The sequence below is a fragment of the Bacillus sp. BML-BC051 genome, assembly GCF_019656175.1.
GTDB classification, from domain to species: domain Bacteria; phylum Bacillota; class Bacilli; order Bacillales; family Bacillaceae_G; genus Bacillus_A; species Bacillus_A mobilis.
The window spans coordinates 18028-39650 of record NZ_BPLI01000080.1; the positions used below are offsets into that span (position 1 = coordinate 18028).

The 21623-nt window shown below is 35.0% G+C and carries 22 protein-coding genes and 2 riboswitches; of the genes, 11 read left to right on the top strand and 11 right to left on the bottom strand.

Going from position 1 to position 21623, the window contains the following annotated elements:
• The first annotated feature begins 103 nt into the window (after positions 1 to 103).
• Positions 104 to 607 carry a hypothetical protein gene (locus tag K5S59_RS26850; RefSeq protein WP_000756543.1) on the top strand — a complete coding sequence of 168 codons (504 nt, stop codon included), beginning with the start codon at positions 104 to 106 and terminating at the stop codon, positions 605 to 607.
• A gap of 125 nt (positions 608 to 732) precedes the next feature.
• On the opposite strand, the gene K5S59_RS26855 is transcribed toward K5S59_RS26850, so the two are convergent.
• On the bottom strand, positions 733 to 1302 hold the full coding sequence (locus K5S59_RS26855; protein WP_120449337.1) for a hypothetical protein: 570 nt from the start codon (positions 1300 to 1302) through the stop codon (positions 733 to 735).
• 487 nt (positions 1303 to 1789) lie between these two features.
• Here K5S59_RS26855 and K5S59_RS26860 point away from each other — a divergent pair, with 487 nt between their 5' ends.
• From K5S59_RS26860 to K5S59_RS26885, 6 genes are all read left to right on the top strand, one after another.
• Positions 1790 to 2368, top strand: a complete 579-nt coding sequence (locus K5S59_RS26860; RefSeq protein WP_033655960.1) for a hypothetical protein — start codon at positions 1790 to 1792, stop codon at positions 2366 to 2368.
• 483 nt (positions 2369 to 2851) lie between these two features.
• Positions 2852 to 2957, top strand: a riboswitch (SAM riboswitch).
• Positions 2958 to 3093: 136 nt separating this feature from the next.
• A complete protein-coding gene (locus K5S59_RS26865) occupies positions 3094 to 4011 on the top strand; it encodes an ABC transporter permease (protein WP_000289679.1) in 918 nt (305 codons plus the stop codon).
• 17 nt (positions 4012 to 4028) lie between these two features.
• Positions 4029 to 5033 (top strand): ABC transporter permease, encoded by a 1005-nt coding sequence (locus K5S59_RS26870; RefSeq protein ID WP_000501547.1) that lies wholly within the window; start codon positions 4029 to 4031, stop codon positions 5031 to 5033.
• A complete protein-coding gene (locus K5S59_RS26875) occupies positions 4990 to 6000 on the top strand; it encodes an ABC transporter ATP-binding protein (RefSeq protein ID WP_000531249.1) in 1011 nt (336 codons plus the stop codon). The genes K5S59_RS26870 and K5S59_RS26875 overlap by 44 nt, the downstream gene beginning before the upstream one ends.
• The gene (locus K5S59_RS26880; protein ID WP_120449341.1) at positions 5997 to 6770 is read left to right on the top strand and encodes an ABC transporter ATP-binding protein; all 774 of its coding nucleotides are present in this window, start codon (positions 5997 to 5999) and stop codon (positions 6768 to 6770) included. Before K5S59_RS26875 ends, K5S59_RS26880 begins: the two co-directional genes overlap by 4 nt.
• A gap of 13 nt (positions 6771 to 6783) precedes the next feature.
• On the top strand, positions 6784 to 8373 hold the full coding sequence (locus K5S59_RS26885) for a peptide ABC transporter substrate-binding protein (protein WP_120449343.1): 1590 nt from the start codon (positions 6784 to 6786) through the stop codon (positions 8371 to 8373).
• Between the two features lie 29 nt (positions 8374 to 8402).
• Here K5S59_RS26885 and K5S59_RS26890 read toward each other — a convergent pair whose 3' ends face one another.
• Positions 8403 to 8870, bottom strand: a complete 468-nt coding sequence (locus K5S59_RS26890) for a YusW family protein (RefSeq protein ID WP_061677911.1) — start codon at positions 8868 to 8870, stop codon at positions 8403 to 8405.
• A gap of 172 nt (positions 8871 to 9042) precedes the next feature.
• Here K5S59_RS26890 and K5S59_RS26895 point away from each other — a divergent pair, with 172 nt between their 5' ends.
• The 3 genes from K5S59_RS26895 to K5S59_RS26905 are packed head-to-tail and all read left to right on the top strand — an operon-like array spanning position 9043 to position 10489.
• Positions 9043 to 9942 carry a helix-turn-helix transcriptional regulator gene (locus tag K5S59_RS26895; protein ID WP_120449345.1) on the top strand — a complete coding sequence of 300 codons (900 nt, stop codon included), beginning with the start codon at positions 9043 to 9045 and terminating at the stop codon, positions 9940 to 9942.
• 11 nt (positions 9943 to 9953) lie between these two features.
• Positions 9954 to 10145: a hypothetical protein gene (locus tag K5S59_RS26900; protein WP_080000033.1), complete on the top strand. Its 192-nt coding sequence runs from the start codon at positions 9954 to 9956 to the stop codon at positions 10143 to 10145.
• Between the two features lie 35 nt (positions 10146 to 10180).
• The gene (locus K5S59_RS26905) at positions 10181 to 10489 is read left to right on the top strand and encodes an ABC-2 transporter permease (RefSeq protein ID WP_050418692.1); all 309 of its coding nucleotides are present in this window, start codon (positions 10181 to 10183) and stop codon (positions 10487 to 10489) included.
• Positions 10490 to 10536: 47 nt separating this feature from the next.
• Here K5S59_RS26905 and K5S59_RS26910 read toward each other — a convergent pair whose 3' ends face one another.
• The 7 genes from K5S59_RS26910 to modA form a co-directional block, all read right to left on the bottom strand.
• A complete protein-coding gene (locus K5S59_RS26910) occupies positions 10537 to 12177 on the bottom strand; it encodes a peptide ABC transporter substrate-binding protein (protein WP_120449347.1) in 1641 nt (546 codons plus the stop codon).
• A 408-nt stretch (positions 12178 to 12585) separates the two neighbouring features.
• A complete protein-coding gene (locus tag K5S59_RS26915; RefSeq protein WP_000726439.1) occupies positions 12586 to 14226 on the bottom strand; it encodes a peptide ABC transporter substrate-binding protein in 1641 nt (546 codons plus the stop codon).
• Between the two features lie 132 nt (positions 14227 to 14358).
• Positions 14359 to 14463, bottom strand: a riboswitch (SAM riboswitch).
• Between the two features lie 153 nt (positions 14464 to 14616).
• The gene (locus K5S59_RS26920; protein ID WP_001054820.1) at positions 14617 to 15450 is read right to left on the bottom strand and encodes an aldo/keto reductase; all 834 of its coding nucleotides are present in this window, start codon (positions 15448 to 15450) and stop codon (positions 14617 to 14619) included.
• Position 15451: 1 nt separating this feature from the next.
• A complete protein-coding gene (gene proC, locus K5S59_RS26925) occupies positions 15452 to 16255 on the bottom strand; it encodes a pyrroline-5-carboxylate reductase (RefSeq protein ID WP_000956264.1) in 804 nt (267 codons plus the stop codon).
• A 212-nt stretch (positions 16256 to 16467) separates the two neighbouring features.
• Entirely contained in the window at positions 16468 to 17319 is an 852-nt protein-coding gene (locus K5S59_RS26930; protein ID WP_000353549.1) for a GRP family sugar transporter, read from the bottom strand.
• Between the two features lie 300 nt (positions 17320 to 17619).
• Positions 17620 to 18294, bottom strand: a complete 675-nt coding sequence (gene modB, locus K5S59_RS26935; protein ID WP_002070208.1) for a molybdate ABC transporter permease subunit — start codon at positions 18292 to 18294, stop codon at positions 17620 to 17622.
• A gap of 5 nt (positions 18295 to 18299) precedes the next feature.
• Entirely contained in the window at positions 18300 to 19106 is an 807-nt protein-coding gene (gene modA / locus K5S59_RS26940) for a molybdate ABC transporter substrate-binding protein (protein ID WP_098237958.1), read from the bottom strand.
• 134 nt (positions 19107 to 19240) lie between these two features.
• On the opposite strand from modA, the gene K5S59_RS26945 reads away from it, so the two are divergent.
• Entirely contained in the window at positions 19241 to 20188 is a 948-nt protein-coding gene (locus K5S59_RS26945; protein ID WP_000657106.1) for a helix-turn-helix transcriptional regulator, read from the top strand.
• A 114-nt stretch (positions 20189 to 20302) separates the two neighbouring features.
• Here the strand turns inward: K5S59_RS26945 and K5S59_RS26950 are convergent, their stop codons facing one another.
• On the bottom strand, positions 20303 to 20404 hold the full coding sequence (locus K5S59_RS26950; protein WP_001060013.1) for a DUF3948 family protein: 102 nt from the start codon (positions 20402 to 20404) through the stop codon (positions 20303 to 20305).
• A gap of 255 nt (positions 20405 to 20659) precedes the next feature.
• Complete coding sequence (locus tag K5S59_RS26955) at positions 20660 to 21526, bottom strand: LysR family transcriptional regulator (protein WP_000423048.1); 867 nt, start codon at positions 21524 to 21526, stop codon at positions 20660 to 20662.
• Between the last annotated feature and the right edge of the window lie 97 nt (positions 21527 to 21623).

A 21623-nucleotide genomic window follows, 5' to 3' on the forward strand; every position in this document is an offset into this window, starting at 1 on the left:
GTATCGTCTTAAGTGTAAAAAGTAGGGTGTTCTCGGTATAATAACAAGTGGAGATAAAAGAAACTATAATGAGTAATAGCTGTAGATAAAAGGAGAAGAAGAGATGAAGAAGGTTTTGGGTATTGCTGTAATGGGAAGTATGCTCCTTCTAGCAGGGTGTAATGGAAATAAAGATACGAAAGAACCGAAAGAAACGGTAGAGCAATCTACTGAACAAACAGAAGAGATGAAAGAATATCTTGCAGTACATGAAAAATACGATATAAAAATGAATAAGGAAATTAATAAAGCACTGCAGTTATTTGAAGTAGCAAAAGAAAAGGGCGGTAAGGAAATAACGAATGCTACATATAAAGAAGATGTGCAAAAGGTAACGACGAGCATGTTAGAAGATATCGATAATATACGTAAAGAAATTCGTGTTCCAAAGTCGAAAGAGCAAGAACATGAGGTATACGCTGGTTTCTTGAATGAATCGGAACAAGCGATGAAAAAATTACAGAAGTTAGCTAAAGAAGAAGACTCATCATTGATTCGCGATATAGAAATTAACTTTGCAACAGCATCGACATACTATAAACGTTTTCAAGCAGAAACGAAAAAATAACCTTGCGCGTGCAAGGTTATTTTTTTATTGTCTAAAGTATTTAAATAGTACGGCACAACCTGCACCAAGCAATATTAAACTGCCTACAAGGACTCCTATAACGATTAAAGTGGGTTTATCCATCATTATTTTAAGTATCCTAAATCTTTACAAGCTGTTTTAACTTTGCTGTACTTTTGCCATTTACGACAAAAAGAAATAGCAGCTAACTTATATACATCTGCTATAATTTGTGCAGCGATTGCTGCGCCCACGAATGCAGCAACAGCCGCAGCTGCAGCAACTAATACTGGAATTACCGCTTGTTGTACTTCTGGCGTAGCTGACATATAAAGAGCATTTTTATTTACCTTAGCATCTTCACTATTTACACCTTCAAAAATATCTTTCATAACTTCTTGTGATTGAGTTGTGAAAAAGATCTCTAATTCTTTTACTTGTTCTTGTGTAAGATTAGAATTATTTAGATTTTCTTTATTAAACTTGTAAATTCCATTTTCTAATGAAAGACCTGCTTTAACGGCATTAAATCCATTATTGAATTGTTCCTCGCTAACATTTTCAATAACATCTTTTGTAACCTCATCAATAACCGCAGCCTTTGTTTTTTCTTGTAACGGAATTGTAAAACACAATACCGCTACTAATGCTATTACTAGCACTTTAGTCCATTTGAATTTGTGTAATGTTTTCATGTAGCAACCACCTTTTTTAATGTTTTTTACCCTACAACAAAATATTAAAATGTATGGGATTTTAATACAAGTCTGGTTGTCTATACATTTTTTTGTACAATTAACCTGTAAAGAAATATAAACTTCATGAAGTGTACCATTGGGAATTATCAGATTTTCATCCTTTTATTGGAATGTGAAATTGTAGTTCAAGTCGGAGAAAGGCACCTTAGGGTGTCTTTTCTTTATTAAAAAATATAATAAGTATCTTTGTCGATTTTTCAATATATACATACCTTGCCCCCTATAGTATAATAAACGTTGTAATTATACATTATTTTCCTAACGAATCCTATATAGTTAAAACCATTTTTTATCAAGATGTTTTTTTGAAATCGATATATAGGCCTTGAACAAACAAAAAAATGTAAATCTTTAATTTGTTTATTAAGTTTTAGTAATTTATAAAATAAAATCAGCATATCATTGGTAAAAAAAAGGAGAGTGTTTGTTAGTGGATCCATTTACTTCACGTTTTGCGAAACGATTTTTTATTACAGTTGGGTCAGCTGTAGGGTTATTTTTGATAGGAGCTATGATTAATAGCGAAGCCATAGCATTTTCTTATCTGCTTGCTTTGTTTGGGATTCCTATTTATTTTGTGATTCAGGATAACAAAGGGAAAAACAGCTGTAAAGAAATTGTTCGTAATAAGTATAATCAAACCAGTATATTGACACTAGAAGTATTTCATCATTCAGATTTTGGATGGGGATGTCTTACGTTAACAAAAGAGGCGCTAATTTTCGTTCCAAAGAAAGGTGATATAATATATATTCCTCATAGTAATTATGCGGAATATGGTTATAAAGGCCTTGGTACTGGCGATTATATAACAACTTCAACAAAAATCGGGAATACGAATATGAGTATTAATAATACGAGTGAGAAAAAAGCTCCTGTATTCTACCTTATTGGGCACGATGGTACTGAAGTCCAATTGCATACAAGAAAAAACAAGCAGATGTATAATGCTGTCAAAAAAGCACTTGGTCGAGATAATAGTCATCTTAAAAGTAATTATTAAGAAATTGAAATGCAATTATATTTTCTTTTATTAGTTTTATAATAAGTAATTAATGCGAATAAGTGTTACAAAAAACCATTTCATATTGGAATGGTTTTTTTATGGTCTAGTAGGGGCCCACTATATCGTATCAACTTAACAGAACAGGTTGCCCCTAAAACGATAAAAATGAACTTCGGTGCTATAAAACACACAAAATTTCCGTTTGGGGGGTATTCTAAAATCTTAGCTTGATGGGTATGGGGTCCCGCCAACATTTCGTGGAAAACATACGCTAAGGGTATTTGTGAATATTTTCCTTAATATATATTTTATGCGTTTTGCTGGTACTACTCCTGTTAAGTATAAGTGAAAAAACGCGATTTAGATAAACCTCTTATTAAAAACTGATTTTTCTAAATATATCCAATTTGATTGACTTTTCATTTTTTCAGAATTATAATTCGAAATATACAATTTGAACCAAATAATAATATAGCAATTTACTTATCCAGAGAGGTAGAGGGACTGGCCCTATGACACCTCAGCAGCGGGTTCTGTAACAGGAACACCGTGCTAATTCCAGCAAGCAAGTCTTGAAAGATAAGTGATGGGCCTTCGTTTATTAAGCCTTGATCTTATTTTTTAAGATCAAGGCTTTTTGTGTTTTAAGAAGAGGAAAGGGATTAATGGGAAAGATACGTTAATAAAACAAAGTAAATTTATGTGTTTAGGAGGTTATTGGAGTGTATGTTGTTAAAAAACTATCAGTTATGGTGTTTACACTATGGATTATTACAACAGTAACATTTTTGATTATGCACATTATTCCGGGGGATCCATTTTCATCGGATGCAAAGATCTTTCCGGCGGAAGTTGTGCAGAATATGAGAGCGAAGTATCACCTTGATGAACCGTTATGGAATCAATATGTTGCTTATTTAGACGGTGTAGTTCATTTTGATTTTGGTGAATCCGTTCAATCGACGGGGCAAGGCGTATCAGAAATTATAACAACAGGATTTGGTCCATCAGCGATTATTGGTTTACAAGCACTTGTTATTTCATTATTAGTCGGAATTGCAGCAGGTACATTTGCAGCTCTATATCATGGGAAAGTAATTGATTATAGTGTGAGCTTACTTGCGATTCTCGGTATTTCTATTCCAAGTTTTATTTTAGCACCATTATTTATACAAGTATTTGCAATTCAATTTGAACTTTTGCCAGTAGCGTCTTGGGGCACATTCGAACATACGGTATTGCCATCCTTCGCATTAGCGCTAGGGCCAATCGCAGTAATTACAAGGTTTGTTCGCTCTAATATGATTGAAGTCTTGCAGAGTGATTATATTAAGCTAGCGAGAGCGAAAGGTATACCAATTAAGAAAATCATTATAAGACATGCTCTTCGAAATGCGATTGTGCCAGTACTTACATTTGTTGGACCTTTAATGGCTGGGCTTTTAACAGGGACGTTCATTATTGAAAAGATTTTTGCGATTCCAGGTCTTGGAAAATATTTTGTGGATAGTATTTTTAACCGGGATTATCCAGTCATTATGGGAACAACAATTTTCTATAGTTCATTATTAATTTCTTGTATTTTCATTACAGATATTATTCACCGTATTGTTGATCCGCGTATTCGTTCTATTACATAAGGAGGGGGGATATTTAAATGGGAGCTTATGAAATCAATAAACAGCTATTAACGAATGAAGAGAAAAAAGAATTAACGATAAATAAAGAGCAGCAAACGATTAGCCGAAAAAAAGAAGTGTTTCGTAAGTTTGTATCAAATCCAATCGCAGTTCTAGGGACGGTGACATTATTACTCATTATTATTTTCTCTCTTATCGGTGAAAGTTTAACTCCTTTTACTGCGAGTGAACAAGTAAAAGAGGCGACAAATTTACCTCCTAGTAGTGAGCATTGGTTTGGAACAGATGATTTAGGTCGGGATATTTGGGCACGTACTTGGGCTGGAGGGAAAATTTCATTAGTAGTTGGATTAATAGCGGCCGTTCTTGATATAGGACTTGGTGTACTGATTGGGGGCTTTAGTGGATATGTGAGAGGACGTAATCGCCTGGGAACGTTAATTGATGAGTGGATTGTACGAGGGATTGAAGTATTATACGGTATTCCATATTTATTAATTGTTATTTTACTACTAATCATTATGAAACCAGGACTTTTTACAATTATTATTGCTCTTGCATTAACCGGATGGATTGGCATGGCGCGTCTCGTTAGGGCACAAATCTTATCTTTAAAGCAAAGAGAATTTGTTATTGCAGCAGAACGATTAGGTACATCGCATATGAAGATTATATACGGACATATCATTCCGAATTTAACAGGCATTATTATCGTAAATTTATCATTTACAATTCCAGCAGCTATTTTCTCAGAATCATTTTTAAGTTTTATCGGACTAGGGGTACAATCACCAGCAGCGAGCTGGGGGACGATGACAAATGATGCGCTCGGGACATTATTAAGCGGGGAATGGTGGCAACTTTTCTTTCCGTCGCTGATGATTGCGCTCATCATGTTCGCATTTAATGCAATTGGTGATGGTTTGCAAGATGCAATTGATCCGAAGATTGTAAAACGAAATCGAAAGGAGAAAAAACATGGGACAGCTCTTATCTTTAGAAAACGTAACGTTAGCCGTTGAAAAAGAGAATAGTAAGCAAGCAATTGTGAAGCATGTTTCCTTTTCCATTAACGAAGGTGAAATCGTGGCACTTGTAGGAGAAAGTGGTTCAGGGAAAAGTGTTACAGCACAATCCATTATCGGACTAAATCAAGAGTCTATTCATATCGATGATGGAAGTATTTCTTTCGAATCTCAAGGATTAACGAATTTACAAGAATCAGAGTGGAATCAAATTCGAGGGAAAGATATTTCCTTTATCTTTCAAGATCCTCTGTCCTCTTTAAATCCTACGATGAAGGTGGGCAGACAAATTACAGAAGTAATTTTGCAACACGAAAAGAAGTCAAAGAAAGAGGCAAAAGAAATTGCAATTAACTTATTAAATGATTTAGGGATACATGAAGCAGAGAAACGTTTTGAACAGTACCCGCATCAATTAAGCGGAGGTATGAGGCAGCGTATTTGTTTAGCAATTGCATTTGCTTGTCACCCAAAGCTCGTTATTGCAGATGAGCCTACAACTGCATTAGATGTAACGATTCAAAAACAAATTATGGGGTTATTAAAAGAGCGAAAAGAAAAACAACATACGAGTATTTTGTTAATTACCCATGATTTGGCACTTGTACGTGAAGTAGCAGATCGAGTAGTTGTGATGTACGGGGGACGTGTTGTTGAAAAAGGAACGATACAAGAAGTAATAGGTTCACCGAAGCACCCATATACGAAAAGTTTATTGCAAGCCATTCCGAATATGGATGATTCTGAAAAGGTACTTAGGGCCATTGAGGGAACAACACCATCAATTGAAACGTTAAATAGCTTTGGGTGTCCATTTGTAAATAGGTGCCCAGTAGCAATACAAGAATGCATTCATCGTTTCCCTGATAGAACATCATATTCTGAGGAGCACAGTTCACATTGTTGGCAACATGTTCTAGAGCATGACCAAGCGAAATCAAAAGAGAAGGTGAATGCCTCATGACGACAGATTTAATTACGGTAAAGCAAGTAACAAAAACGTATGGAAGTAAAAAGAAAGAAATCGCAGCGCTAAAAGATATATCACTTTCTATCCCGAAAGGAACGACGCTTGGCATTATTGGAGAAAGTGGTTCAGGAAAAACAACACTTGGTAAGCTCATAGCCGGGATTGAGAGCCCAACGTCTGGTCAAATTGATTATAACGGTCAAGTTGTCCATAAGTTGAAGTCAACTCATAAACGGGATTTCTTGCAGAAAGTACAGTTCATTTTTCAAGATTCAACAGCTGCATTAAATCCGCGCTGGAAAGTACGCGATAGCGTAACAGAAGGCTATATTTCATTCGGTTTAGGTGATAAAAGGCTGAAAGATAAAGTCGCAGGTGATGCACTAGAACGTGTTGGATTAGATAGACGATATATTGATCGTTACCCGCACGAATTTAGCGGAGGACAACGTCAACGGATTGCTATTGCAAGGGCGTTATTATGTGAGCCCGAGGTATTAATTCTTGATGAACCAATTTCTGCATTAGATGTTTCACTACAAATTCAGATTGTACATTTGTTGCAAAAGATCCAAAAGGAACAAGGCTATACATATTTATTTATCGCACATGATTTACCGATGGTTCACTATTTATGTGAAAAAGTGGCTGTCTTATATAAAGGAGAACTTGTTGAATTTGGAAATACGGATGAAGTATTCCGTAATCCACAACATTCTTATACAAAAACATTATTAGCATCAACACCAAAAATTTCAGGTTAAAGGGGAATGTAGGATGAAGAAGTTTTTATTATTTGTCATTATGGCCGTATTAGCAATTACTTCTGTCGCTTGCGGTAAGAAAGATACTTCAAAAGCAAGTGCTAGTAAGGGAGACCGTTTTGTAACGAATCTTGGTAGTGATCCTTATACACTAGATTCAGCAATTTCAACAGACAATAATTCTAATTATGTAATTGAGCACTTATTTGCAACTTTGTATAGACAAACAAGTGATGGGAAATTTGAAAAGGACTTAGTAGAGAAAGAGGAAGCTGGGGCAGATGGAAAAGAGTATACATTCTATTTGAAAAAAGGATTGAAATGGTCTGATGGTTCTCCATTAACAGCAAAAGACTTTGAATTCGCTTGGAAGAGAATATTAAATCCTAAAACGGGTTCTATGAATGCAACAGAACTATATTTCATTAAAGGTGGGGAAGCGTTTAATACGGGGAAAGGTGCAGAAGATGCAGTAGGAATTCAAGCGGTAGATGATGTAACTCTAAAGCTACAATTTGAACATCCAGTAACGTCTATTAAACGAACGTTATCTCAGTCGTTATATATTCCACTTAATAAAAAATCTATTGATGAAAAAGGTAAACTAAAAGTAGATCCCAAAGAATTAATTACAAACGGTCCTTTTACATTGAAAGAATGGAAGCATAATCAAGCGATTATTTTAGAAAAAAATAAAGAGTTTCATGATAAAAAAGTAGCATCAAAAGAAATCGAATTCCGTATTATTCCTGAAGGTAAAACAGCGTATCAATTATATAAATCTGGAGAATTAGATTTACTATCTCATATACCAACAGACTTAGTTGAAAAGGAACAAAAAAATAAAGAGTTTAAAAAGATGCAAGACTACTCAACTCACATTTACTCATTTAATTCAGAAAAACCACCATTTACAAATGCGAAAATCCGTAAAGCTTTTGCATTAGCTGTAGATCGTAAGTTTATCGTAGAGAAAATATTAAAGAATAATGCAAAAGAAGCATATGGCTTTGTACCAGAAGGAGCAAAAACAGAAAGTGGTCGCGACTTCCGTAAAGAGAAAGGTGACTATTTTAAATATGATCCTGCAGTAGCTAAGACTCTATTAGAAGAAGGAATGAAGGAAGAAGGATGGACTACCCTTCCAGAAGTAACAGTGAAATATTCGGATAAGAAAAAAATAGCTGAAACACTTCAAGAAATGTTTAAGAAGAATCTTGGGGTAGATGTAAAAATAGAAGGTAAAGAGTGGAAAAGCTATATTGATATGTACAAACAGAGTGACTTTCAAATTGCATATATGGGATGGGGAGGATCTACATTAGATCCAGCTGCTCAATTGGAAATTTATGCAGGTGATGGTCCAAATAACTATGCGAAATGGTTTAATAAAGACTTTGATAATTTAATTAATCAAGCAAAATTAGAACAAGATGAAAATAAACGCTTTGACTTATTACATCAAGCAGAAGATATTATGTTTACAGAGTATCCTTTAATTCCACTTGTATTCCCGACAGATTCTTATTTGCAAAAATCATCTGTATCTGGATTAGAATACTACGTAGGGTCTCAACCGAGCTTACGATATGCTAAAAAATAAAATAAAGAAGTAGGCAATCGCCTACTTCTTTATTTTATTTCTCTTTTATATTCTTTTTTCGTTCCATCAGAGAAGACAACTTCTAAATCGAACTTTTGATAGTCTTTATCAAGCTTGAACACGTTTACTACTTGATCGATTACTTCTTGGTCAGGAGTATCTTTATTAAATTTTAATTCTTGTAGAAGTGGGCTTAATTTTGTGATGGCCTCGTCTCCTGTTAATTTTACATCTGCTTTATGATCTTCAATTTTTGCTTCCATTTTTTTATCTGCTGCTACATTTTTATAGTCAGCTTCGTAGTCTTTCTTTGTATCTTGGTAGTCTGCCTTTAAATCGAATTCATTAAAGTCTAGTTTTAAATCAGCAGGAGCTTCATTCTTTGCCTCTTCTGTAGTCTTTTTATTAGAAGTTGTGTCTTCTTTTGCAGGAGCTTTACATCCTGTTAATGCAGGTACTAGCATAAGAGCTAATAAAACTGATAGTAAAATTCTCATTATAAATTCCTCCTTATGTAAATTCCTTCTATACAAGTTTTTCCCAAAATCATGTAATTATGTATGAGTTGAAAATAAATTATTACCCTATAGCCACAAGGGATAATCCGCAATTTAAATCAAAAATGATTTGTATGTATATGGTAAATTGGAGTTGTGAGGGGGTACTAACATGCATGGAGAATATAAAGAGATGATAAAACAAGCAATTGAATATATAGAAGGTCACTTACACGAGGAGCTTACAACAGACAGAGTGGCGTCTCACAGTGCAGTATCGATGTACCATTTTCATCGTATTTTTCAAAGATATGTTGGGATGAGTGTAACGGATTATATTCGAAAGAGAAGGTTAACTCATGCTGCGCAGGTTTTAGTGTCAACAGAGAGAGCTGTTATTGATATTGCAGTGCAATACGGCTTTTCCTCACAAGAGGCATTTACGAGAGCTTTTAAAAGAATGTTTCAATTGCCACCGAAGAAATATCGAAAGTACTTCCAGTCATTTTATATAGAAAGAGAGGGTGTTTCGATGCAAAAAGGTATACCGAAAGGATGGATTTTAAGTGGAAGTCATCCTGCTGAATATGAGATGGGTTTAGATTATGAAGTTGCCCATCAAGGAAAAGTATCTGCATACATACAAGCAAAAGAGAATGTTACGCACGGAGGGTTTTCAACATTAATGCAAATGTTTCGAGCGGATAAATATGTAGGTAAAAGATTACGTTTAACAGCATTTGTTAAGAGTGAGAACGTAAGAGATTGGGCAGGATTGTGGATGCGAGTAGACGGAAAAGATACAGAACCGCTTGCTATGGATAATATGCAAAATCGTCCAATTAAAAATACGAATAACTGGCAATCGTACTCGGTTGTATTAGATATAAAAGAAGAGGCTCTTGGTATTGCGTTCGGTGTTTTATTATCAGGAGAAGGTTGTGTGTGGCTAGATAGTATTCGATTTGATGAAGTAGATGAAAAAATTCCTTCAACAGATTTGGCTGAAAACTTTTATGAAACACTACTAGAAGAACCGATAAATCTGCAATTTGAAGAGATAGAAAAGTAAGGAGAAAAGATATGCTCAAATATGTAAAACTAATAAGTATTAGTTTAGTAGTATCGTCTTGTATTATGGGAATTAACTATTTCATTAGCTATCTTTGGTCAGGGCATATACCTTCTTTGACGTGGCGAACATATTTGATGTTTGTGTTTATATTTATGATGAGTTTTAGTTGGATGCAAAAAGAAGGGGAAGAGGATTATTAAAAATAGTCTTCTTCGCCTTTATTTCATTAACACAAATGTTCATAACTGTTTTCGGAAATGCAGGTATGATCTTTAATATAATTTCACTATCGCTCCAACTTGTAAGTTCGGTTGTAATTGTACCACATGAGATGCTTTCTAAAACATATCAAACAATCGGCGAATTATTTCCCGCAACATATGCAGCAAATGGCTATTATACAATAATATTTGGAGGGATTAGTTTAGAGAAAAATATTATTTCATTATTAGTCATTATATTCGTTACACAATTGGTAGCAATGATTACTGTATCTATAAAAGGAATAGTAAAGGGAAGAAGCTCTGTAGTTAAAGAAGTATAAAGTAAAAAGGTATCCTTCAATTGGATACCTTTTTTTACTGATACTTATTATTTTGCAACTTCTGTCCACTTGTAGTTAAATTCACCGCCGAAGTCAGTTGTTACAAGCCCTTTAATGAAAGAGCGTTGTAAATAAGAACGACCTTGTTGGTATAAAGGAGCGATAGCGCCGTCTTGTAATAGGATTTTTTCAGCTTGCTTCATCGCTTCAAAGCGAGCTTTTTCATCGCCAGCTAAATCTGTTTTCACTTTATGGATTAGCTCATCATACTCTTTGTTAGAGTATTTATCGAAGTTATAAGCACTATCTGTTGTAAATAAATCTAAGAATGTAATTGGATCCGCGAAGTCAGGGCCCCAGCCATCAATACCGATTTCATAGTCACCACTTAATAGTAGTTTTAACTGTTGTTTGCGTGGTTGTGGTTTTAACGTCACTGTTAATCCATCTAGATTTTTTTCTAGTTCACCTTTTAAATATTCACCAGTCTTTTTAGCTAAAGCATTATCACTTGTTAATAGTTCGATTGTTACTTTGTCAGTACCAAGTTCTTGTTTCGCTTTTTTCCAGTTTTCTTTCGCTGTTTTCACATCATCTTTGACTAGGTTTCCGTTTTCTTTACGGAAGTCGTTGCCTTCCGGACTCTTTGCGAATTTCGCAGGAATCATTCCTTCAGCTGGAACAGCACCGTTATTTAAAATTGTTTCTACATATGCTTTTTTATTCATTGCTCCGTTAATAGCAAGGCGTGCATGTTGATTTTTTAATGTTGCATTTTTTTGATTTAGTCGTAAAAATTGAATACCAACTTCAGCACGGTCTTTGAAGTTTGGATCGCCCTTATATTTATCAACAAACTCCGCAGTTAAAGCAACGCGATCAATTTGTCCTGAATCATATAAGTTAACTTCTGTAGACTTATCTTTAACGACATTGAAGTTGATTTCTTCTAATTTTACAGTTTTAGCATCCCAATAGGTAGGGTTTTTCTTCAATTGGAAGCTTTGCTCGTGTTTCCAGTTATCTAATGTGAAAGCACCGTTGTAAATTAAATGATTTGTTTCTAAACCATATTTATCGCCTTGAGATTTTAAGTATTCTTCATTAATTGGTAAGAATGTTGAGAATGTCGTTAAGCTTAAGAAGTAGGGAACAGGACGGTCTAGTTGTACTTCTAACGTTTTATCATCAAGAGCTTTGACCCCTAGTTGATCAATTGGCAATTGTTTTTGGTTTATTTGTTTCGCATTCTGTATATCGAAGAATAAGAACGCATATTCAGCTGCTGTATCAGGATTTACGGCACGTTGCCAAGCGAAGACGAAGTCCTTTGCTGTAACAGGAGTACCGTTTGACCATTTTGAATCACGCAGGTGGAATGTATATTTTGTTTTATCGGGACTAACGTCAACCGACTCAGCCACACCAGGAATTGGTTTATTATCTTCTCCCATTGCATATAAACCTTCAAAAACATTTCGCATTACGTTCATGGATTCCCCATCCGTTGCTTTTGCAACATCCATTGTTGGAATTTCTGAAGCGAATGATAAGTTAATTGCCTGTTTATCAGGCGCTTTATCATTTGCTTTCGCTCCGCTTGCATTATCTTTATTGCCCCCGCAAGCAGTTAGTAATAGACTTGCCCCTAAAACAGATGCAACAACAGGTATAACTTTTTTCTTCATTGTTCGTTCCTCCCTATATGTGTTGTTCGTAACGTCATAATGTCCATGTCTTGAAGTGTAACTATAGAAGAAGAGAAAACCTATTATAGATATGTGTATGTAGGTAATCAGGTGTTCTATATGTATATACATGTTGAACTATAATCTATCGTTATATGTTTCAACGTAGTAGACATTATATTTTGATGGTGGAATATTTCGTTTCTTTGATTATTTAGAATATTAACACTGGAAAGAACTATATGTCAATAATAAAAATAGATTGTTAATTTCTTGGAATAATATATTAAAAAAGTAGATTCCCTCGTGTTGGGGAACCTACTTTTAATATGTTTTTCTAAAAAAATAATTGGTATGAGGTAATAATCAGTGGGGAATGAAGAAAACCTCACTGATTAAAGTTTCGCTTTATTTTTCAATTTTTGCCCATTTGAAGTTTAATTGACCTGCAAAGTCTACTTGCACAATTCCTTTCACATAAGAACGTTCTAAATAAGATTCGCCTTTTTGGTAAAGAGGAGCGATCACAGAGTCTTTAAATAATATTTTCTCGGATGCTAGTAGTGCTTCCCAACGAGCTTTTTCATCACCGGCTAAAGTTGTTTTCACTTTTGCTATTGTTTCATCGAACTCCTTATTAGAGTAATGATCTAAGTTATAAGGGTTATTCGTTGTAAATAGCTCAAGGAATGTAATTGGATCCGCAAAGTCAGGGCTCCAGCCGTCAATTCCAATTTCATAGTCACCTTTTAATAAAAGTGAAACTTGTTGTTTACGTGGTTGCGGTTTTATCGTCACTGTTAAGCCATCTAAATTCTTTTCTAGTTGTCCTTTTAAGAATTCACCAGTTTTCTTCTCAAGGTCACCGTCACTTGTTAATAGTTCTAACGTTATTTTTTCAGATCCAAGCTCTTGTTTAGCTTTTTTCCATAATTCTTGTGCAGATTGTGTATCAACCTTTGTTAAATCGCCGTTTGCAGTACGGAAGTCTGTTCCGTCAGGTCCTTTTGCAAAGTTTTTCGGCACGAGACTAGAGGTTGGTGTAGAGCCGTCATTTAATAACGTATTTACAAAGGATTTTCGATCGATTGTTTGATCGATTGCTTGGCGTGCAGAAACGTTTTGAAGTACTTTATTTTGTTGATTCATACGTAGAAACTGTACCCCTACGTTCGGACGTTCTTTAAAGTTTGCATCTTTTTTATATTTATCAACGAAGTCAGATGTTAGTTTTATACGGTCTAATTGCTTTGACTCGAATAAATTTACTTCTGTAGATTTTTCTTTAACGACGTTAAAATTGATTTCTTCCAGTTTGACAGTATCTTTATCCCAATAGGTAGGGTTTTTCTTAAATTTAAAGCTTTGTTCGTGCTTCCAATCGCTTAGTGTAAAAGCTCCATTGTACAAGATTGTATTGTCTTCTAAAGCATACTTATCACCTTGTGCTTTAAAGAATTCCTCGTTAATTGGTAGAAATGTTGGGAACGCTGTTAAGCTTATAAAGTACGGAACAGGACGTTCTAATTCCACCTCAAACGTATGGTCATCAATTGCTTTTACACCAAGTTGATCGGCTGGAAGTTCTTTGTTGTTAATTTTTGTTGCATTTTTAATATCAAAGAATAGAAATGCATATTCAGAGGCTGTTGCTGGATCAACAGCTCTTTGCCAAGCAAAGACAAAGTCTTTCGCTGTAACAGGAGTGCCGTTTGACCATTTTGAATCTCGTAAATGGAATGTGTATTTCGTTTTATCGCCACTTACTTCATGAGATTTTGCAACACCAGGGACAGGTTTGTTACCTTCACCAAGATTATACAAACCTTCAAATACGTTTCTCATTACTTGACCAGAATCAGTATCTGTAGCACGAGCTGTATCCATTGTTCGTATTTCAGTAGGTGAAGATAAGTTTAAAATCTGTTTACTAGGCGCCTCGTCTTTTGCATTTGCTCCGCTCGCTTCGTTTTTATAACTACCGCAACCAGTTAATAAAATACTTACTCCTACAACTGATGCAATACCGGGTACAAACTTCTTTTTCATTTGATTTTCCTCCTAAATAATTAAGTTTGGATGATGATGAGGGAAATGAAAAATAAAAAATCCCTCTTTTCGTATTGAGAAAGAGGGATTTTTACGTACAAGTTATGCACCCGTATATAAACGAAGTCCCTCATTCTATCTTTCAAGCACAAAGCTTGCAGGAAGTGGCACAGTATTCAAAATGAACCTGTTGCCGAGGTTTCAAAGGGCCAGTCCCTCCACCTCTCTTGATACAATGAGTAAACGAATAAACTTTATTAATTTTTGTGTTTCTTTGATAATTCAAAATCTTACACCTTGGATAATGAAGTGTCAACCAAATGAAATATAGTTTAAATTTTCAGTTTTCTTTAATAGGAAAAACCACTGCATATGGCAGTGGTTTTTCTATTAGAAGTTAAAGTTATCTGGATCTGGACCAACGCGACGATCTTCATTTAGAGCTTGAATTGCTTTCATGTCATCAGCACTTAATTCAAAATCGAATATATTTGCATTTTCAATAATGCGATGTTCTTTAATAGATTTAGGGATCGTTACAACTTCGTTTTGTAGATCCCAACGTAAAATAATTTGCGCAGTTGATTTATTATATTTTGTTGCAATGTCTTGTAATGTTGGGTTGTCTAGCAGTTGGCCTTGCATTAATGGTGACCAAGCTTCAAGTTGGATATTATGGTCTTTACAGAAAGCGTGTAATTCTTCTTGTGCTAAACGTGGATGGTATTCCACTTGGTTGACCATTGGCTTAATTTCAGCAATTTCAAATACGTCTTGTAAGTGGTGAATATGGAAATTACTCACACCGATAGCGCGAACACGGCCATCTTTATAAAGCTTTTCTAACGCTTTCCATGATTCAGTATATTTCCCTTTTACAGGCCAATGTACTAAATATAAATCTAAATATTCTAGACCTAATTTCTCTAATGTAGTCTCAAATGCTCGAAGTGTCGTTTCATACCCTTGATCGCTATTCCATACTTTTGATGTAATGAATAATTCTTCACGTGAAACACCTGATTCACGGATCGCTTGTCCAACGCCTTCTTCGTTTTGGTAAATTGCGGCAGTATCAATGCTGCGGTAGCCATTTTTAATTGCTGCTTTTACAGATTCAATTACTTCTGAACCATCTTCTACTTTAAAAACACCTAAACCGAACCAAGGCATTTTTACACCGTTATGTAATGTTGTATAGTCTTTTAAACTTGTTAAATTCATATTATTTCCCCCTAGCTTTTTTGTTTGTTGCTTCTACTGCTTTTTGAATTGCCTCTGAAAAATTATATTCATATAAAGCTTTGAGACCCTCAGCTGTGGAACCACCTGGTGTTGTTACTTGTTCGCGGAGGTTAGCTGGATCTTGCGTTTGTTCAAGCATAGAAGCAGAGCCAGAAATCATTTGAATGACAAGGTGTTTGGCAGTTGCTTCATCGACTCCATAACTTTTTGTTGCTTCAATTAAGCTTTCAGCAAAGTAATAAAGGAAAGCTGGTGCACTTCCAGTAACTGCAGTTAGCTGATGAACTTCCTCTTCAGTGCAAAGTTGCGAAGTACCAATGCCTCTTAAAAGCAGTTGCAGGGTTTCTTGATGCATCTCGTTTACTGATCGTCCCATTGTATATAAGGAGATAGACTTTCCAATTTCAGCAGCTGTGTTTGGCATAATCCAAGCAACAGGTGTTCCCCCGGGAAGTCTTTCTTCTAAATAAGATGGGCCAATGCCAGCGGCTACCGTTACGACAAGTTGATTCGATAGTAACGGAGATAATTCTGCTAATAATTCTTCATGTGCAGAAGGTGGCATTGCTAAAACAATCGTATCAACAGATGTAACATGCTGCTTCCAATCTGTTGCAGTAGACACATTATATCGTGCTTGTAATTGTTCTAGCTTTTCTACGTTGCTTCGGTTAGAAACGATAATTTCTTCGATGTATTCTTTGCTTGTTTTAAGTAATCCGGAAAATATAGCTTCTGCCATACGACCAGCACCAATAAATAGAATTCGATGTTTAGTTAGCATATCCTTTATTCCTTTCTAGTGGAGATATGTTATAAAAAACGATACCATTTTTAAGAGAATTTTGTAAAAAGAAAAGACTTATCGTGAAAAGAATGGAATGGGAGGGAGGAGAGGTGATACAAATAAGGCTATAAAGATTATTATATTTAAAAAATAGTTGTAATAAAAAATCCCTGAAGCATAATTGCTTCAGGGATTAATAGATTATAAGTTTATGCTTTTGTCATACCTAACAATACAGCGCCGCCGATAATTAAAACACTACCTAGTGCAATAAAGATCAATTGACGTTTTGTTTTCTTTTCGCCTAAGAAGACAATCGCACCGAATGTTGAGATAACGATTCCAGTTTGAGATAATGGGAAGCTTGTTGCTACTCCGACACGTGGTAATGAAAGAAGTAAGAATAAGTTTCCAGTTCCCCATAGTAAACCAGATAAAGCATTACGGATTGCATATTTATTAAATGGCTTATGTTTAGATGTCAGTACAACCGCACCAACAAACATACCAACTGCTTGTGGTAAAATAGCAGACCAACCATCGATATTATACCAACGAATAATAATTACATATACAAGGTAGCCGAAAGTAGAAACAATTAAAGTAAGAAGTCCTTTTTTCAATTGTCCTGGTGGCTGTGCATTTTCTTTGTCATCTAGTGATGTGAATACAACACCAACTACAATTAATAGGATTGCAATCGTTCCCAGAACAATCGTCGTTGTAGTAGTCCACTCACGGAAAGCGATAACCCCAAAGATAGAAGTTGCAACAAGTTGCATACCAGTAGAAATCGTTACAGTAGTTGAAACACCTAGTTTTTCAACTGTTTTTAATTGGTTTACTTGTCCTAATGCCCAGAATAAACCTGAAATAAAACCAACAATCAAGACTGTCATTGTTAAAGCTGGTTGAGTAAATACATACATAATTGTTGCGAAGAATAGAGCACCGATTGTCATACCTACCGTTTGGCTATATGCACCACCGCCCATTTTTACGCTTACTAATAAGATGTTTCCCCATGCAATTGCAGGAAGAAGCGCTAATAAAATGTCCATTACAAGACTCCCTTCGGTTTTCTATACCAATATAATTACATATCGTTCTAACGATCGGTAATGCCCCACTAATAGAGTAGAAGATTACCGATTGCTAAAACAGGATGAAGAATTCACGATATAAATGCGTTTTCATTTCTTCATTTTTTGAAACACCTCCATATAATAACAGGAAATTGCCTATTTTAGAAAGTGAATTCAAATAAAATGTATATTTTAATAAAAGGTAAAATTCAGTTATTTCCCGCTAGTATATTTTATTTCCTAAGAAATAAAGAAGCAGCTTCGGCAGAAGCTGCTTTAAGAGTTAGTGATTCTTTTATTAATAAGCTGAATACATAGCAGAAATAGGAGTGACATACTAATAGTGATAACTACTAGTGTCCAAGCGAGTTGCATATTACTTGCATCAATCGCCATATAAATTGCAGTTGGGATTGTCTGTGTTTTACCAGGAATATTTCCGGCAAACATGAGCGTAGCACCAAATTCCCCTAGTGCACGAACAAAGCTTAAAATCATTCCGCTTAGTAAGGCGGGAAATGCAAGCGGAAGTGTGACATGTAGAAAAACTTGATATTCACTTGCACCAAGATCACGAGCGCTTTCTTCAATTTGTACATTTGCGATAGAAAATCCTGTTTTTGCTGATTGGTACATAAGCGGAAATGCAACAACTGTAGAAGCGATGATCGCAGCAGTAGATGTGAACATAATAGACTGCTGAAACAATGATTCTATCCACATTCCAATGGGACTATTATTTCCGAAAATGATAATGAGAAAAAAACCAATTACAGTTGGTGGAAGTACCATTGGTAATAAGAAAATTGTTTCTAATATAACTTTATATCGCCATGAAGAGCGTGCTAAAGCCCGTCCGATTATCGTTCCTAAAATTGTAACGATGATGGTGGCGCATGCAGCTACTCGTAAAGATAGAAAGATTGGTGACAAAATAGCATCAAAGCTCATGGCAATTATGATAGGACTGTAAATCCATATTTCTTAAAGATAGATTGTGCATCTTTTGACTGCAAATACTCATAAAATGAAGTCGCCTCTTTCTTGTGCTTAGATTCTTTTATAACACCTAAAGGATAGTGAATTGGCTCATGAGAAGTCGCTGCTGCTGTCTCTCCAATCTTTACTTTGTTTGAAATAAGAGCATCTGTTTTGTATACAATGCCAGCATCGACATTACCTGTTTCTACATATGTTAACACTTGGCGAACATCTTTTGTAAATACGATTTTATTTTGAATATCATTCCATAGATTTTCATGTGTGAGAGAAGCCTTTGCATATTTTCCAGCAGGTACTGATTCAGGTGTACCAAGTGCGATTTTCTTAATTTTTTCATCTTTTAAATCTTGAATTTTTGTAAGAGAACTATCTTTTGGGACAACTAGAACGAGTTCATTTCCAAGAAGATTTTTCCCTTCTTTTTCATTAATGAATCCTTTTTTAACAAGAGCTTGGAATTTATCTTCGGCTGCTGAGAAGAATAAATCAGCAGGTGCACCTTGTTCAATTTGTTGTTGAAGTGCACCAGAAGCACCGAAGTTAAAAGAAAGCTTAATATTAGGTTCTGTTTCTTTATATTTTGTTTCAATTTCTTTTAGTGCATCTTGTAAGCTTGCAGCAGCTGATATAGTAAGTTCAACTGTTTTTCCTTCTTTAGCAGTTGATTTCTCTTTCTTATCTCCGCTTGTACATGCAACGCTAAATAAAAGAAGAAAAGAAAGTATAAGTGCTCCGATGGATCGTAATGTAAACTTGTTCATAAAAAAATCCCCTTTCGTTTTGATATATTCAATTATAACTAATTATAACTAATTATAACTAGTTATAATTGAATATAATTTGAACGATGTAGTTGTTTTTAAAATATAGGAGAAAAATTCTTTTCTTTGTTACAATGAAGGAAGAAAGTGAGGAATCGTCTATGGATCATCATTCCTACACAACGGAAGAAGTAGCGAAGCGATTAAAAGTATCAAAATTAACTGTATACGATCTAATTAAAAAAGGAGAACTGCCTTCTTATAGAATCGGTAGACAGATGCGCATTGATGCAACGGATTTAGAACAATATATAAAGCAAATGAAAACAGGGAGAATACAAGGTACGCCTGTAAAGAGCGAAGATAGTAGAGGCTTGGATACATGTATTATTAGCGGACAAGAACTAACGTTAGATATGTTGGCAAAACGTATAGAAAATCGCCTGATAGGTTCAAATATATTAAGGGCATATCAAGGTAGTTTAACGAGTTTAATAAAAATGTATCAAGGAGAAGGAAGTATCGTTAGTCTTCATTTGTTTGATGGAGAAACGGGTACATATAATGTTCCTTACGTAAAACGTATTTTAGTTGGACAACCGTGTACTATGATTAATTTATTAGCAAGGAACGTTGGGTTTTATGTGCAAAAGGGGAATCCTAAAAATATAAAAACATGGGATGATTTATCTCAATCATCTATACGATTTGTAAATCGAGAAAAAGGCTCTGGCATTAGGGTATTAGTGGATGAACAATTGCGCATTCAAAAGTTAAATAAAGAACGTATTAGTGGGTATGAATGGGAAGAATCGAATCATCTTGGTGTTGCGACACAAGTCGCGAATGGAAAAGCTGATGTGGGAGTAGGATCAGAAAAGTTTTCGCAAATTGTAAATGTAGACTTTGTTCCAATCATGAAAGAACAGTATGATTTAGTGATTTTGAAGAATAAAGAAAATGAAGAGCTGATTGAAGTCGTGAAAGACATTCTGCAATCGGAAGAATTTCATAATGAATTAAAAGCAATTGGCGGATACGATATGACGAAAACAGGTCAAATTATATATGAAATAAAGTGAAACTTTAATCAGTGGGGGTCTTACTGCCCATTAAAGTGGGATAAACTAAAAAGCTGCTTGTCTATAAGACGAGCAGCTTTTTCTATATATAAAGGGGTTTGGGGAAACAAAGTGTTAAACAAGACCTTGAGCAAGTGTGTAAATGAAAGCTGTAAGAAGAGTCGCTCCACTTGCAAGTCCGAAGAAATCTGATTTGTTAAATGTAATGTTGTTCATTATAATCTCTCCTTATTTGTTTAATGTAGTTGCAACAGCCTTTGCATCGACAAGTGCGGATAGCACCATGCCCATTGTATTTAAAAATTTGTTTGATTTCATTTTGTTCATCATGCGTATCCGCTCCTTTTCGAATTGTTGTTGCCCTGCTTTATATCTTAATTATAGGAAATATGATCGCCTGCAACTATCGAATTAGCTTACGAAAGACTTACACTTTTGTAAGAAAAAAAGACATCCGTGTAAGAATGTCTTTTAAAGCATGTTGATGTGATGATGCTCTTCGATTGTTTTTAAAAAGCTACGCATTGAATTTGTCGTATAGCTATCTTTACGGCGTATGAAAACCGTTGAAATACTACCATACTTTTCAGGGATTGCATGACAATGTACCTTACCAGCTTTAGAAAGATGGTGGACAGCAGACTGTGGTACGAGTGTAATTCCAAGACCGAGTGCAACACTGTTTAATATTGTCTCTAATATATTAAATTCCATAATTCTTTTTGGTAGCAAACCCTCATCTTTAAGCCAGCGTTCTAGTTTGGAACGGTATCCACATCCTTGGTTAAAAACGAGTAGAGGCGTTGTTGTAAATTCTTCTATATGAAAAGCTTTATTTTGTGTTACAAGCATTAATTTTTCTGTACTAACATCGTATTGTTCGATTAGTGGATGTTTAATAGGACCTGATATAAAGGCACCATCTAATTGATGATCAAGTACTTCTCTAATCAATTCTTCTGTTAGACCTGCTTGTAATGATAAATCGACATTCGGATAACGTTTATAGTAAGAAGATAAAATGGTAGGTAATGTACTTACTGTTTCGACCGTGCCGATTTTTAATATACCAGACGGTGTTTCACTATCTAAAAATACTTGTTTTAGCTCATCGACATCTTGCAAAATTTTATTAACATAAACGAGCATTTTTCTTCCTTCAGCTGTTAAAGTCATGCCTCGTTTATGACGATAAAAGAGCGGTGTTTTTAGTTCGTTTTCTAGTTGTTTAATACGTGCAGTTACATTTGATTGTACGTAGTTTAATTCCTTTGCTGCGCCACTTACACTACCTTGGTCGGCAACACTTTGGAAGATTTGTAAGTCTCTTAATTCCATAGTATGATCCTCCTTGATATTAACTATCATTATAAGTGATAGTTAACATCATTTTGAATCATTTTACGTGATATATTTTTTCTTTTACAATTTTCTT

Coding starts and splice junctions, on each gene's coding strand:
- K5S59_RS26880 (WP_120449341.1), top strand. CDS start 5,997: ATGACGACAGATTTAATTACGGTAAAGCAAGTAACAAAAACGTATGGA.
- modB (WP_002070208.1), bottom strand. CDS start 18,294: ATGAGCTTTGATGCTATTTTGTCACCAATCTTTCTATCTTTACGAGTA.
- K5S59_RS26900 (WP_080000033.1), top strand. CDS start 9,954: ATGCTCAAATATGTAAAACTAATAAGTATTAGTTTAGTAGTATCGTCT.
- K5S59_RS26885 (WP_120449343.1), top strand. CDS start 6,784: ATGAAGAAGTTTTTATTATTTGTCATTATGGCCGTATTAGCAATTACT.
- modA (WP_098237958.1), bottom strand. CDS start 19,106: ATGAACAAGTTTACATTACGATCCATCGGAGCACTTATACTTTCTTTT.
- K5S59_RS26910 (WP_120449347.1), bottom strand. CDS start 12,177: ATGAAGAAAAAAGTTATACCTGTTGTTGCATCTGTTTTAGGGGCAAGT.
- K5S59_RS26915 (WP_000726439.1), bottom strand. CDS start 14,226: ATGAAAAAGAAGTTTGTACCCGGTATTGCATCAGTTGTAGGAGTAAGT.
- K5S59_RS26920 (WP_001054820.1), bottom strand. CDS start 15,450: ATGAATTTAACAAGTTTAAAAGACTATACAACATTACATAACGGTGTA.
- K5S59_RS26945 (WP_000657106.1), top strand. CDS start 19,241: ATGAAGGAAGAAAGTGAGGAATCGTCTATGGATCATCATTCCTACACA.
- K5S59_RS26950 (WP_001060013.1), bottom strand. CDS start 20,404: ATGAACAACATTACATTTAACAAATCAGATTTCTTCGGACTTGCAAGT.
- K5S59_RS26875 (WP_000531249.1), top strand. CDS start 4,990: ATGGGACAGCTCTTATCTTTAGAAAACGTAACGTTAGCCGTTGAAAAA.
- K5S59_RS26895 (WP_120449345.1), top strand. CDS start 9,043: ATGCATGGAGAATATAAAGAGATGATAAAACAAGCAATTGAATATATA.
- K5S59_RS26955 (WP_000423048.1), bottom strand. CDS start 21,526: ATGGAATTAAGAGACTTACAAATCTTCCAAAGTGTTGCCGACCAAGGT.
- K5S59_RS26855 (WP_120449337.1), bottom strand. CDS start 1,302: ATGAAAACATTACACAAATTCAAATGGACTAAAGTGCTAGTAATAGCA.
- K5S59_RS26905 (WP_050418692.1), top strand. CDS start 10,181: ATGTTCATAACTGTTTTCGGAAATGCAGGTATGATCTTTAATATAATT.
- K5S59_RS26890 (WP_061677911.1), bottom strand. CDS start 8,870: ATGAGAATTTTACTATCAGTTTTATTAGCTCTTATGCTAGTACCTGCA.
- K5S59_RS26850 (WP_000756543.1), top strand. CDS start 104: ATGAAGAAGGTTTTGGGTATTGCTGTAATGGGAAGTATGCTCCTTCTA.
- K5S59_RS26870 (WP_000501547.1), top strand. CDS start 4,029: ATGGGAGCTTATGAAATCAATAAACAGCTATTAACGAATGAAGAGAAA.
- proC (WP_000956264.1), bottom strand. CDS start 16,255: ATGCTAACTAAACATCGAATTCTATTTATTGGTGCTGGTCGTATGGCA.
- K5S59_RS26930 (WP_000353549.1), bottom strand. CDS start 17,319: ATGGACATTTTATTAGCGCTTCTTCCTGCAATTGCATGGGGAAACATC.